Below are 12,197 nucleotides of genomic sequence, written 5' to 3' on the forward strand. Positions count from 1 at the left end.
GAGGGTTTACAATGGGAGAAGAATTGAAGGTTATCGTATTCGCGCTTGGCAAGGAAGAGTATGGCATCGAAGTGGATAAAGTGCGCACAATCGAGAGACTGACGCCTATCACACGCGTTCCCAAAACGGCTGCTTTCATTAAAGGTGTCATTAATCTGCGCGGCGTCGTTGTTCCTGTTATCGATCTGCGAGGTAGATTCAATCTCAGCGAAACCCAGCCAACGGAAAATTCCCGTATTATTGTCGTAGCCGTAAATGAATTGGAAGTCGGTTTTATCGTGGATTCGGCAAACGACGTTATCGATATCGATTCGGACACGATTGACAATCCTCCGGAGATCGTCGGCGGTATTAAAGCCAAATATTTGCGCGGCATTGCCAAATTAGGCGAAGGTCGTCTGCTGATCATGCTTAATCTGTCAGAGGTTCTTAACAGAAACGAGATTATCCAGCTCGAACAGCTGGAGGTTTAATAGGTGGCCGAATTTAAGAACTTTGAAGCTTTTGAATTAGATGTACTCAAAGAAGTGGGGAATATCGGAGCAGGCAACGCGGCCACCGCGTTGTCCAAGCTGTTGAACAAGCCGGTAGACATGGCGGTACCGAAGGTTAGCCTATTGCCCTTCGAGGAAATCGCCGAGCTTGTGGGAGGAGCCGAACAGGTCGTGCTCGGAGTTTTCCTGCGGGTGGAAGGCGAAGCCCCGGGAAACATGTTTTTTCTAATCGAGGAAAATTCCGCTGAGCGGATGCTGAATCAACTGTTGTCATTAAGACACGACGAAGGGGATAAAGGTTACTCCGAGATGGAGTTGTCTGCTTTATGCGAAATCGGCAACATATTGGCAGGGTCGTACCTCTCGTCATTAGCTGATTTCACTCAACTGCCCATGATGCCTTCCGTACCCGCTATTGCCCATGATATGGCCGGCGCCATCCTGAGCTACGGACTGATGCAATATGGCGAGATGGGAGATTCGGCTCTGCTAATAGAGACAACGTTTCTCGAAGATCATCAATCGTTGGAAGGACATTTTTTTCTCATTCCCGATCCCGGCTCCTTCGGCAAAATATTTCGATCATTGGGAGTCGGGCGAGAATGACAGGACAGACGCTTGTAAAGGTAGGAATGGCGGATTTAAACGTCGTGGATGGCGGAGCCTTATTGAAGACAACGGGACTTGGATCCTGTGTCGGTTTAACATTATACGATTCGAAATCCGGCATTGCCGGAATGGCGCATGTTATGCTGCCATCATCGGATATTGCCAGGGAAGCGCAAATCAATCTGGCAAAATATGCAGATACCGCAATTCCGGAGCTGCTAAATCGAATGACCGTGCTTGGCGCGAACATGAATCGGGTTCAAGCCAAGATGGCGGGCGGCGCTCAGATGTTCGCGTTTGCGGGGCAATCGGATACTCTCCGAATAGGTCCGCGTAACGTGGAATCTTGTATGAGCATGCTCAACAGACTTCGTATTCCAATCGTATCCCACGATACGGGGGGGAATTACGGACGGACAATCGAGTTCGACAGCGGCAGTGGCATACTCATGATCCGGAGCGTGCAGTTTGGAATAAAGGAGATTTAACAATGCTGGGTTCATGGAGATGGAATGTGGGTTTCGGTATTGCGGGAGTCGGTCTGACCGTCATATTCTCCTTGGGGAATAATCCCATGTCCGTTATACTCATGAGAAGTTTATATGCATTCGTGGCTTTTTTCGTCGTCGCATTTGCCGCCCGGTTCGTTTTGGGCGTAATATTGCAGCCTCCGGCGATCCCAATGGGTCCCAACGAAGAGGAGGCTGACGATCCGCGAGGCGCCGAGATGGACTTGCGTACGCCAGACGAGTCGGATGATTTGAACCAACTGTTAAAGGCTCAATTGCAGCAAGGAGCATCTTCTTCGCCACAGCCAGTTGCACAGCCGGTAAAAGAAGGCGCTAATGAAGGAGCAAGCAGCTTCAAACCATTGTCTCCACCGCAACTCGTATCTACCGCCGGCAAACAACCAGAGGAATTGGCGAAAGCCGTACGTCACCTGACAGGAGAGTGAGTCAATGCCAGAGCTAAAGTCGCCTCATTTGACGAACATCCAGATGTGGCAAGCATGGAAAGAGCAAGGGGATATCGAAGCCAAAAAAAGCCTGATTGAAAATTATTTGCCGCTTGTCGATTTTGTTACGAATCGCATGGCAATCGGACTGCCTAAAAACGTCATTAAAGACGATCTGGCCAGCAACGGAGTCATGGGTCTTATTGACGCAATCGAGAAATTCGACTATAAAAGAGGATTGCAATTCGAGACGTACGCATCATGGCGTATTCGCGGCTCCATCATCGACGGGCTACGTCAAGGCGACTGGGTGCCGCGCTCCGTGCGCGAGAAGGCTAAACGCGTCGAGGACGCCTATCAAGTGCTGGAGCAGCAATATATGCGCTCTGTATCCGACGCGGAAGTAAGCCGGTATCTGCAAATTACGGAAAAGGAATTTACCGTCATGCTGCAAGATATATCGGTTGCGTCGATCTGCTCCCTTGAGGATCCCATTCGGGAAGAGGAATCGGAGACTCGCATGTCGTTGCTCGTAGACGACAAGGCCAAAAAACCGGAACAAACCGTGCATGAAGTTTATTTGAAGGAATCGTTAGTAAAAGGAATAGATCGATTGACGGAGAAGGAGCGGACCGTCGTATCCCTATTCTATTATGAGGAGCTGTCCTTAAGCGAAATAGCCGAGGTTATGTCGCTGTCACCGTCGAGAATTTCCCAATTGCACTCGAAGGCCATTCTTCGTCTTCGTGGAGTGTTGGCTAAACATAAAGATCAATTAATGCAGCAATAGGAAGGGGGGGATACAGGTGGACAATCAACAACTGGATTCGTATTTACGCTTGCAAACGTCGGCGGACAAGCTGACTGCCTTTATAGCATTCATTCGAATTACGGACGAATTTGCTTGTACGGCCGATGAGTTAGAGCTCTTCGTGCGAAGTAAGGGAGTTGTCCATGGTCTCCGAACCGACGTGCTGGATGGAATAAGCAGAAATCCTCTAGCTTATTGCAGGGAACAGACGATTATTGCGCTAGGCCAGAGTCCAAGTCCGGGCAAAGACGGCATGATACGATTCGTTTTCGATATGGACAATGACGAGCGCCGCCCAGCAGAGGGCGAAGATGGCAAGATAGACTTCAAGCAAGTCAATCAATTAAAAAACGTAAAACGCGGTCAACTGATCGCCGAGCTGGTAGAGCCAAGTGCCGGTCCATCGGGAAGAACGGTCACAGGCGAAGAGATTCCTCCGAAATACGGTAAGCGCGCCCACTTCAAAGTCGGCAAAAACGTCGTGCAGGGCGGGGATGGTTCTGCCTTGTATGCAGCAATCGATGGGTTGATTACGCTTACGGATAAGGTGAAAATCAACGTATTCCCCGTTTACGAAGTAAATGGCGACGTTGACTATCGCGTAGGAAACATCGATTTTGTAGGTACTGTCGTTATTCGCGGCAATGTGCTTAGCGGTTTCCGAGTAAAGGCATCTGGCGATATTCGTATTATTGGGGGAGTCGAAGGCGCCGAGCTTGAGTCCGACGGTTCCATTGAGATTACCGGCGGTATTATGGCTGGCAACAAGGGTTACGTAAGAGCGCAAAACAATATACGCTGCTCTTTCATTCAAGACGGCAATGTCATCGCCGGCGCTGATGTATTGGTCTCCCAAAGCATTATGCATTCTCAAGTAAAAGCGGGACACAGCGTCATATGTTCTGGTGCAAAGGGGTTAATCGTCGGCGGAATCGTGCAAGCCGGAGAAACCGTATTAGCGAGGACGATCGGCAATCCGATGTCAACGAATACCGTCGTAGAAGCGGGCGTTAATCCACAACTCAGGGACGAGCTCATGGAGCTTCGTACATCCCTCAGGCAATCGGTTGACAGTCTGGACAAAACCGAAAAGGCGCTGGTTATTCTTGATCAGATGGCGGCCGCGGGCCAATTGTCACCGGATCGGTTGGCTATGCGCATCAAGCTGAACGCGACCAAACGCCAGACGGTTGCCACCATCGACGAATGCAAAGATCGTATGCTCGAAATCGAGAAACAACTTGAGGATTCGGGACGCTCAAAGGTGGATGTGAGCGGTACGATATATGGCGGCGTAAAGATTGTAATCGGCCGATATACCAAGTTCGTTAAAGACAGTGCGCAAAGGGTATCCTTCCGATTAATGGAAGGCGATATTGCTTTGGCACCCTATCATCCGTAAACATCCCCTTGCAGGTAAGAATGTGGCGAAGGAGGGAAATCGATGACGTTCAAACCGTTAGATTTTCAAATATCCGTTCCACGAACACAAGAGTTTAGCGGCATGCAGCAGCAAGCGGCGCAACGACCGATTACGGAGCAGAACATGCTCGCACATCAAACGGAGAAACATACTGAAGCGCAGCGATCCCAAAGCGCGGCGGTCGAACAGTCTTCGAACTCGGGAATTAAAGCCGACCAGGAGAAAAACGGAGGCGGAGACCCAAGACAACAAGGCCGCGGCAAGGGACATGGCAAGGATGAATCCGCGAAGGAGCTTCCGCCGGAATCCCCGCACCCCTACAAAGGACTGCGCTTTGACGTCAAGCTTTAAAAGGTTGTTCAAAAAGTCCGCTTTTGATCACGAAGTATGCCACGGAGCTTATTCGACATCGAATATGTAATGTAAGCGAAACTTCCGGTGCTCACGTAGCTTCCACTACGCTCCGCTCCTCAGTTTCTACTTTCATTCCATCTTCTACAGCGTTTTTGAAAAAAACGCAACAACGGAAGCATTAGCTCATGTGCTGAAAACCGAATTTTTTGAACTCGCACTTTAAAGGGTTGTTCAAAAAGTCCGATTTCTCTTTAATAAAATGAAGGGCGGTAGTTCAGGTGGAGCCATGGCATTACATCGCGTTGCTGGGCGCCGTTATAGCAGTATGGGCGCTCAGCCTGCCCAGGAATAAAGCGCCGAATCCGCCTGTACAGTCTGTGCAGAACATGGAGACGGCGCTGGAGCAATTTATGGAGAATATGGAGAAGGATAATGAAGAGTTAATGGAGATGATCGCCAATGCGCAGGCGGACTCCAAGCAGGAAACGGAACGCAAGGATGCACGCATAGCCGCGCTGGAACAACGCTGCGAGGCGTTGGGCGATCAACTGCAGCAAACGCTGGACAAGCTGGCGAACACAGCATCAGCGGAGGCCGCTGCTAACGTACCAGTCCATGAGGAAGCTTCTGTTGTTTCGATGCCGGCACAAGGGGAGAACTCCCGCTTGGACTGCCATGATGCGCAATATCCGCTACGTGAGCAATCAAGCGCGCGACCTTCCGACCAATCACAATCCATAGCATCCAGATACTCGGATCTGTTCCGCCTGTATCAGGAGGGCAAATCCATCGAAGCGATTGCCAAAAAACTTGGCATGAACAAAGGCGAGGTTCAATTGATCATCGGCCTTGCCAAGCAGGAAGAGGCGCGGCATGTTTAACAAACGTTCATTTATGTTGGGATTAGGTCTTGGCATTATCGTCGGCGCCATGCTGCTTCAGTTGTTCTACATGGGCGAATCCAGTCAGAATCGATTGGATGAGCTTGGCAAGGAGATTGAACAAGGCGGCTTGCCAACCTCCTCGCAAGAGCCCGTTGAAACCGGGGCATCGCAAGATTCAACCGATTCCCGCGATGGAGCCGCAGCCCAGTCAGAGGAGCCTGTACCATCGCCTCAGCCGGAAGCGACTGCTGCGACGCCTACGGAAGCTCCGTCCGATACGCCTCTTGCCGAGGCAACCTCGGAACCTTTCGAACCATTTGTCGTACGGATCAAGCCCGGCATGAGTCTTACCGAAACAGCCGAGCTGCTGCTGCGAGCCGGCGCTATTAAGGATTCGCAATCATTTATCGATGAGATGAAATCATCAAGTACGCCGGTACGAGCCGGTTATTTTTTGTTTGACCGCGATGAACTAAACGCGGAGCAAGCAGCCGCCATCGTCTCCGGAAAACCGATTACGGCTAAACAAGCCGAAAGATACCCTGCAAGGTGAAATGGCTGTCGCCGTCCTATGGCGGCAAAGAGCGTTTCATTGCGGGAATTAAACGTTAAATTCAACGAAATTCGGCAAATGTTGAGGAAAGCTTGTTGCATGCGTCAGTACAATGTGATATATTAATTGACGGTGTTAAAAACACACGCCGCTCAATTCCGTTGACGGTGCTTTCGCCCGGCGAAAGTTTCGACGGAAGAAGCGAACGGCGGAGGGACACACAAAAACCATTACAGGAGGTGTTGAAGAAATGGCGGTTATTTCCATGAAACAGCTTCTCGAAGCTGGGGTACACTTCGGTCACCAGACTCGTCGCTGGAACCCTAAGATGGATCGTTATATCTTCACAGAAAGAAACGGAATTTACATTATCGACTTGCAAAAAACGGTTAAAAAAGTTGACGAAGCATACAACTTTGTTAAATCGATCGCGGCTGAAGGCGGCACAATGCTGTTCGTAGGCACGAAAAAGCAAGCTCAAGACTCCGTAAAGGAAGAAGCTGAGCGTTGCGGCAACTTCTACATCAACCAACGTTGGCTCGGCGGCACGCTGACGAACTTCCAAACGATTCAGAAGCGTATTGATCGTCTGAAGCAACTGGAGAAGTGGGAAGAGGATGGCACTTTCGAGGTTCTGCCTAAGAAAGAAGTTATCATCCTTCGCAAAGAAAAAGAACGTCTTGAGAAATTCTTGGGCGGCATCAAAGGCATGAAGGGTCTGCCAAGCGCACTCTTTATCATCGATCCGCGCAAAGAGCGCATCGCGGTTGCCGAAGCTCGCAAATTGGGTATCCCAATTGTAGGCATCGTCGACACGAACTGCGATCCGGACGAAATCGACTACGTTATCCCTGGTAACGACGATGCAATCCGCGCAGTTAAGCTGCTGACAGCTAAGATGGCGGACGCTATCGTAGAAGCTAACCAAGGCGAACAAACAACGGCTTAAGCCATACTTGCGAATTTACAATTTAGCAAACAACAAAGGGTGGTCAGATGGTGCAAACCTCTCGCTACCCTTTTTTTGACCACAATGGAATTTATAAATTCCCGAGCTTGTCGGAAATCTGAAATTCTTATTGGCGATAAAAACCACCAATAAACGCGGTCGCTCATCACTGAAGTACTTCGATAGAAGTTTTTCTCACAAAATTATGATGTAAACTTTTAGGAGGGTTTTTTATGGCAGTTAGCGCTAGCGCGGTTAAAGAGCTTCGTGAAAGAACGGGAGCAGGCATGCTCGATTGCAAAAAAGCACTTGACGAAACAGGCGGCGACGTTGAAAAAGCGATCGCATTGCTTCGCGAAAAAGGCCTTTCGGCAGCAGCGAACAAAGCTGGCCGTATCGCCACTGAAGGCGTAGTAGAGTCTTACATCCATGCAGGCGGCCGTATCGGCGTTATCGTTGAAGTCAACTGCGAGACGGACTTCGTTGCGAAGACGGACCAATTCCGCGAATTCGCCAGAGATATCGCGATGCAAATCGCTGCATCTAATCCGAAATTCGTAAGCCGCGAAGAAGTTCCTGGCGACGAGATCGAAAAGGAAAAAGAAATCCTTAAAAACCAAGCTCTCAACGAAGGCAAACCAGAAAAAATCGTTGAAAAAATGGTCGAAGGACGTATCTCCAAGTACTACGAGGAATATTGCCTGCTGGAGCAAAGCTTCATTAAAGATCCAGACAAAACGATCAGCAACTTGCTGAACGAAAAAATCAGCAAAATCGGCGAAAACATCTCGATCCGTCGCTTCGTTCGTTACGAGCTTGGCGAAGGCCTCGAGAAAAAAGTCGACAATTTCGTAGAAGAAGTTATGGCTCAAGCAAAACTGTAATCCGAACGCGAGAGGCGGGGCGGGGCGTCCGCCCCGCCTCCTTTTTTTGAAACGGGAACGATCTGAAATACAATTCAAAGAACCTCACCCGAGGTGCATGATGGAGGTTAACATGTTGGAGCATCCTGTATACAAACGCATCGTGTTGAAAGTAAGCGGAGAGTCCTTGTCCGGGCAGGAAGGCTACGGCATCGAGGCATCGGTTATTTCGTCGATTGCCAATCAAGTAAAGGAAGTCGTGGAGCTTGGCGTTGAAGTTGCCATCGTCGTTGGCGGCGGCAACATCTGGAGAGGCATCGCCGGTACGGCGAAAGGAATTGATCGTGCTACGGCCGACTACATGGGCATGCTGGCGACGGTCATGAACTCGCTTGCGCTTCAAGACGCGCTAGAGCAAATCGATGTGCCAACTCGCGTTCAAACTTCGATCGCTATGCAACAAATCGCAGAACCGTATATCCGTCGCCGTGCGATTCGTCACCTGGAGAAAGGCCGCGTCGTTATCTTCGCAGCAGGCACGGGCAACCCGTTTTTCTCTACGGATACAACGGCTGCGCTGCGCGCCGCTGAAATTGAGGCCGAGGTTATCCTGATGGCGAAAAACAAGGTGGACGGTGTTTATTCCGCCGATCCATTTAAGGACGACACTGCGGAGAAATTCGAAGAGCTGACTTACCTGGATATGCTCAACCGCAATCTTGGCGTGATGGATTCTACGGCATCCTCGTTATGTATGGATAACAATATACCGCTAATTGTCTTCTCGATTACGGAGAACGGAAATATTAAACGTGTCGTCCTTGGCGAAAAGATCGGCACGATCGTGAAAGGAAGTGCGAAATAATGCCGCAAAGCATCAAAAAAAGCGCCGATGAGCGCATGGATAAAGCAATTGGAGCGTTCCGCCGCGATCTGGCCACGCTTCGCGCGGGAAAAGCAAGTCCCGCTCTGTTCGATCGGATTCAGGTTGAATACTACGGTGCAATGACGCCGCTTAACCAACTTGCGAATATTAATACGCCAGACAGCCGCACGCTGATGATTCAACCATGGGACAAATCGTCCGTATCCGCAATCGAGAAAGCGATTCTGAAATCCGATCTCGGTCTTACTCCATCCAACGATGGTTCCGCGATTCGTATCTCGGTACCGCCGCTTACGGAAGAACGTCGTGCAGATCTTGTGAAAACAGCCAAAAAATTCGCCGAAGAAGCAAAGGTCGCCATCCGCAACATTCGCAGGGATGCGAACGACGATATTAAAAAGCTGGAGAAATCCGATATTTCCGAAGATGAATCCCGCCGCCATCAGGAAGATATCCAGAAGGCAACCGACAAATTTATCGCAGAAGTCGAGAAAGTATTGTCCGCCAAAGAAAAAGAGATTATGGAAGTCTGATTGGCGAAGAACCTGCCTCTACACGCGGCCGCAAACGCATTGCGGCTCCCGATAGAGGTTTTCTCATTTCTTATTTCTGATTGGGAGGAAGTCAGATGATCAAGCGGCTTTGGGCAAATCGAAGCAAAGCGAAAGCGTCCTTACCGCATACCGAAGGCATTCCGCCCGAGAATGTACCGGAACATGTAGCGATCATTATGGACGGGAACGGCCGTTGGGCCAAGCGCAGGGGTCTGCCTCGCATGGCAGGCCATCATTCCGGCATGAAAACCGTGAAGCGCATAACCATCGAGGCTAATCGGCTTGGCGTCAAATATTTGACGTTGTATGCGTTCTCGACTGAAAACTGGAAACGTCCAAAAGCGGAGGTGGATTTCTTGATGAAGCTGCCTCAGCAATTTTTGGAGATCGAGCTGGAAGATTTGATCGCGAACAATGTGCAGGTTAAGATGATGGGACATCGAGAGGACTTGCCGCCTCACACGCTTAGCGCGGTTGAAGAGGCAATATCGAAGACAGCCGGCAATACGGGGCTAGTTCTAAACTTCGCCCTCAATTATGGGAGCCGCAAGGAGATGCTGGAGACGGTGCAAGCGATCGCTGCGGATGTGCGCGAGGGCAAGCTGACACCCGAACAGATCAATGATGAGTTATTCAGTCAAAGGCTGCTGTCCGGCGAACTGCCGGATCCGGATCTTCTCATTCGAACAAGCGGAGAGCTCCGATTAAGCAATTTCATGTTATGGCAATTGGCGTACTCCGAGCTGTGGTTTACGGACGTCTATTGGCCGGAATTCACGGAACAACATTTTCATGAAGCGATAGAAGAGTATGGACGCCGCGCCCGCCGATACGGCGGCGTGTAGCGCAACTAGACGGAGTGTGACCATCCTTTGAAACAACGATTGATAACGGGTATTCTCGCCGGGGCTTTATTTGTTGCGCTAACGATCGCGGGAGGCGCTTTCTATACCGGATTGCTCATTCTGCTTGCCATTATCGGATTTAGTGAATATGTACGCATGAATGGCCTTAAGCCGCTGCATCCAGCCGCACTGGTTGGTTATGCCGGCGTATTGCTGTTTGTGCTGCCCTGGGCTTCTTGGGAGATTGAGATTCCTTCGATGCCCACCATCGTTTGGATGCTCATGTTTCTGCTGTTAGCCGTTACCGTTTTGAGCAAAAACAAGTTTACTATCGACGGTGCCGCTCTAATGCTTCTAGGAGCCATCTATGTCGGCTTTGGCTTCTCGGCTATGATTGATGTCCGTACGATGGAATCAAACGGTCTTTTCTGGTCATTCTTGTCATTTGGCTGTATTTGGGCTTCTGATGTGGGTGCCTACTTCGTGGGCAAAGCGATCGGCAAGCATAAGCTGTGGCCAGAAATCAGCCCCAACAAAACCGTGGAGGGGGCGCTTGGCGGCGTTGCGCTGGCACTAATCGTTGCGGTTGTATTCGCTTTGTCGGCCCCGGATATTATTGGCTTGCCGAAGGCGCTGCTGATCGGACTTGTGGCAGCTGTCGCCGGACAATTCGGCGATCTCATTCAGTCTGCCTACAAACGGGTCAGAGCGATCAAGGATACGGGAACTTTGCTGCCTGGGCACGGCGGCGTACTTGACCGCTGCGACAGCTGGATTATCGTATTTCCGCTGCTGCTGTTATGCGGCCTCATTCCGGTGTAGCAGTAATGGAGGAACATAGATGAAAAAAATAGCTTTGTTGGGCTCCACAGGCTCAATCGGTACGCAAACATTGGATATCGTTCGGCATCATCCCGAACGATTTACGATTACCGCTTTGACGGCAGGCTCGAATACAGAACTGGTCGTTGCCCAAGCGAAAGAGTTCAAGCCGTCAATCGTGAGCATGGCTACCAAAGATCTTGCCGACCGGGTGTCGCCGCATCTGCCTGCGGGTACGCGTGTTGTATACGGCGATGAAGGTTTAATCGAATCGGCCTCGGGGACGGACGCAGATACGGTAGTTACGGCCATAATGGGCAGTCGGGGACTGCCAGCGACATTGGCGGCGATCGATGAAGGCAAGGCAATCGGACTAGCCAATAAAGAGACGCTTGTCACAGCGGGTCATATCGTAATGGCCAGAGCTCAAGAGAAAAACGTTCCGATCATTCCAATCGACAGCGAGCATTCGGCCATCTATCAATGCTTGAACGGAGAGCCGATGAGAGGTGTTCGGGGCATTACGCTCACCGCCTCCGGCGGATCGTTCCGCGACCGGACGCGCGGCGAGCTGGAAGGCGTGACGGTTGCGGAAGCGCTCAGCCATCCGAACTGGTCCATGGGAGCTAAGATCACCATCGATTCGGCCACTATGGTCAACAAGGGATTGGAAGTCATTGAAGCGCATTGGCTGTTCGATCTTGCGTATGATCAGATAAACGTACTTATCCATCCCGAGAGCATCATTCACTCCTATGTGGAATTCGTCGACCATAGTATCGTCGCGCAGCTCGGCATGCCGGATATGCGTGTACCGATCCAATATGCCTTAACGTACCCGGAGCGTCATGCGACTCCGACCGAAAGGCTGGATCTGGCCGCAATCGGCAAGCTGCACTTCCGGGAGATGGACTTCGAACGATATCCATGTCTGAGGATGGCATTCGAATGCGGTCGATTAGGCCGTTCGGCTCCTGCCGTCTATAATGCAGCCAATGAAATCGCCGTGGATCGTTTCCTTCGAGGGGAGATCGCCTTCCTTGACATCGAAAGGGTGCTGGAGACGGTGCTGGCGCGGCATGACGTCAGTGAAGTCAATGATTTGGACAGCATCGCAGAAGCAGACATATGGGCACGCCGCCTGGCGGCATCGGTCTGACTATCATCCCAGAAAGTGGTTCTCTTGTTTCGTACG

16 protein-coding genes are annotated in these 12,197 nt (G+C 50.7%); all 16 read left to right on the top strand.

Annotated features, from left to right (window positions below; translation table 11 throughout):
- The first annotated feature begins 11 nt into the window (after positions 1–11).
- Positions 12–473 carry a chemotaxis protein CheW gene (locus KJW29_RS07650; protein WP_214629318.1) on the top strand — a complete coding sequence of 154 codons (462 nt, stop codon included), beginning with the start codon at positions 12–14 and terminating at the stop codon, positions 471–473.
- A gap of 3 nt (positions 474–476) precedes the next feature.
- On the top strand, positions 477–1,100 hold the full coding sequence (locus KJW29_RS07655; RefSeq protein ID WP_087570952.1) for a chemotaxis protein CheC: 624 nt from the start codon (positions 477–479) through the stop codon (positions 1,098–1,100).
- Positions 1,097–1,591, top strand: a complete 495-nt coding sequence (locus KJW29_RS07660; protein ID WP_108994312.1) for a chemotaxis protein CheD — start codon at positions 1,097–1,099, stop codon at positions 1,589–1,591. Before KJW29_RS07655 ends, KJW29_RS07660 begins: the two co-directional genes overlap by 4 nt.
- Positions 1,592–1,593: 2 nt before the next feature.
- Positions 1,594–2,058 (top strand): hypothetical protein, encoded by a 465-nt coding sequence (locus KJW29_RS07665; RefSeq protein WP_214629319.1) that lies wholly within the window; start codon positions 1,594–1,596, stop codon positions 2,056–2,058.
- 4 nt (positions 2,059–2,062) lie between these two features.
- Positions 2,063–2,848 carry a FliA/WhiG family RNA polymerase sigma factor gene (locus KJW29_RS07670; RefSeq protein ID WP_087570949.1) on the top strand — a complete coding sequence of 262 codons (786 nt, stop codon included), beginning with the start codon at positions 2,063–2,065 and terminating at the stop codon, positions 2,846–2,848.
- A gap of 16 nt (positions 2,849–2,864) precedes the next feature.
- On the top strand, positions 2,865–4,271 hold the full coding sequence (locus KJW29_RS07675) for a flagellar assembly protein A (RefSeq protein ID WP_214629320.1): 1,407 nt from the start codon (positions 2,865–2,867) through the stop codon (positions 4,269–4,271).
- A 42-nt stretch (positions 4,272–4,313) separates the two neighbouring features.
- Positions 4,314–4,643 (top strand): hypothetical protein, encoded by a 330-nt coding sequence (locus KJW29_RS07680; RefSeq protein ID WP_108994315.1) that lies wholly within the window; start codon positions 4,314–4,316, stop codon positions 4,641–4,643.
- 281 nt (positions 4,644–4,924) lie between these two features.
- Positions 4,925–5,527 carry a DUF6115 domain-containing protein gene (locus KJW29_RS07685; protein WP_214629321.1) on the top strand — a complete coding sequence of 201 codons (603 nt, stop codon included), beginning with the start codon at positions 4,925–4,927 and terminating at the stop codon, positions 5,525–5,527.
- Entirely contained in the window at positions 5,520–6,083 is a 564-nt protein-coding gene (locus KJW29_RS07690; RefSeq protein WP_214629322.1) for a hypothetical protein, read from the top strand. The genes KJW29_RS07685 and KJW29_RS07690 overlap by 8 nt, the downstream gene beginning before the upstream one ends.
- A gap of 250 nt (positions 6,084–6,333) precedes the next feature.
- Positions 6,334–7,032: a 30S ribosomal protein S2 gene (rpsB, locus tag KJW29_RS07695; RefSeq protein WP_087570937.1), complete on the top strand. Its 699-nt coding sequence runs from the start codon at positions 6,334–6,336 to the stop codon at positions 7,030–7,032.
- A 233-nt stretch (positions 7,033–7,265) separates the two neighbouring features.
- On the top strand, positions 7,266–7,916 hold the full coding sequence (gene tsf, locus KJW29_RS07700; protein WP_087570936.1) for a translation elongation factor Ts: 651 nt from the start codon (positions 7,266–7,268) through the stop codon (positions 7,914–7,916).
- 115 nt (positions 7,917–8,031) lie between these two features.
- On the top strand, positions 8,032–8,760 hold the full coding sequence (gene pyrH / locus KJW29_RS07705) for a UMP kinase (protein ID WP_087570946.1): 729 nt from the start codon (positions 8,032–8,034) through the stop codon (positions 8,758–8,760).
- Entirely contained in the window at positions 8,760–9,314 is a 555-nt protein-coding gene (gene frr / locus KJW29_RS07710; RefSeq protein ID WP_087570935.1) for a ribosome recycling factor, read from the top strand. Before pyrH ends, frr begins: the two co-directional genes overlap by 1 nt.
- 95 nt (positions 9,315–9,409) lie before the next feature.
- Positions 9,410–10,180, top strand: a complete 771-nt coding sequence (gene uppS, locus KJW29_RS07715; protein ID WP_087570934.1) for an undecaprenyl pyrophosphate synthase — start codon at positions 9,410–9,412, stop codon at positions 10,178–10,180.
- Between the two features lie 27 nt (positions 10,181–10,207).
- Positions 10,208–11,002 (top strand): phosphatidate cytidylyltransferase, encoded by a 795-nt coding sequence (locus KJW29_RS07720; protein WP_214629323.1) that lies wholly within the window; start codon positions 10,208–10,210, stop codon positions 11,000–11,002.
- Between the two features lie 19 nt (positions 11,003–11,021).
- Positions 11,022–12,161, top strand: a complete 1,140-nt coding sequence (locus KJW29_RS07725; RefSeq protein ID WP_214629324.1) for a 1-deoxy-D-xylulose-5-phosphate reductoisomerase — start codon at positions 11,022–11,024, stop codon at positions 12,159–12,161.
- Positions 12,162–12,197: the final 36 nt, after the last annotated feature.

The organism is Paenibacillus agaridevorans (assembly GCF_018604145.1).
Taxonomy (GTDB): Bacteria; Bacillota; Bacilli; order Paenibacillales; family Paenibacillaceae; genus Pristimantibacillus; species Pristimantibacillus agaridevorans.

Coding starts and splice junctions, on each gene's coding strand:
- KJW29_RS07650 (WP_214629318.1), top strand. CDS start 12: ATGGGAGAAGAATTGAAGGTTATCGTATTCGCGCTTGGCAAGGAAGAG.
- KJW29_RS07660 (WP_108994312.1), top strand. CDS start 1,097: ATGACAGGACAGACGCTTGTAAAGGTAGGAATGGCGGATTTAAACGTC.
- KJW29_RS07665 (WP_214629319.1), top strand. CDS start 1,594: ATGCTGGGTTCATGGAGATGGAATGTGGGTTTCGGTATTGCGGGAGTC.
- KJW29_RS07670 (WP_087570949.1), top strand. CDS start 2,063: ATGCCAGAGCTAAAGTCGCCTCATTTGACGAACATCCAGATGTGGCAA.
- KJW29_RS07680 (WP_108994315.1), top strand. CDS start 4,314: ATGACGTTCAAACCGTTAGATTTTCAAATATCCGTTCCACGAACACAA.
- KJW29_RS07690 (WP_214629322.1), top strand. CDS start 5,520: ATGTTTAACAAACGTTCATTTATGTTGGGATTAGGTCTTGGCATTATC.
- rpsB (WP_087570937.1), top strand. CDS start 6,334: ATGGCGGTTATTTCCATGAAACAGCTTCTCGAAGCTGGGGTACACTTC.
- tsf (WP_087570936.1), top strand. CDS start 7,266: ATGGCAGTTAGCGCTAGCGCGGTTAAAGAGCTTCGTGAAAGAACGGGA.
- frr (WP_087570935.1), top strand. CDS start 8,760: ATGCCGCAAAGCATCAAAAAAAGCGCCGATGAGCGCATGGATAAAGCA.
- uppS (WP_087570934.1), top strand. CDS start 9,410: ATGATCAAGCGGCTTTGGGCAAATCGAAGCAAAGCGAAAGCGTCCTTA.
- KJW29_RS07725 (WP_214629324.1), top strand. CDS start 11,022: ATGAAAAAAATAGCTTTGTTGGGCTCCACAGGCTCAATCGGTACGCAA.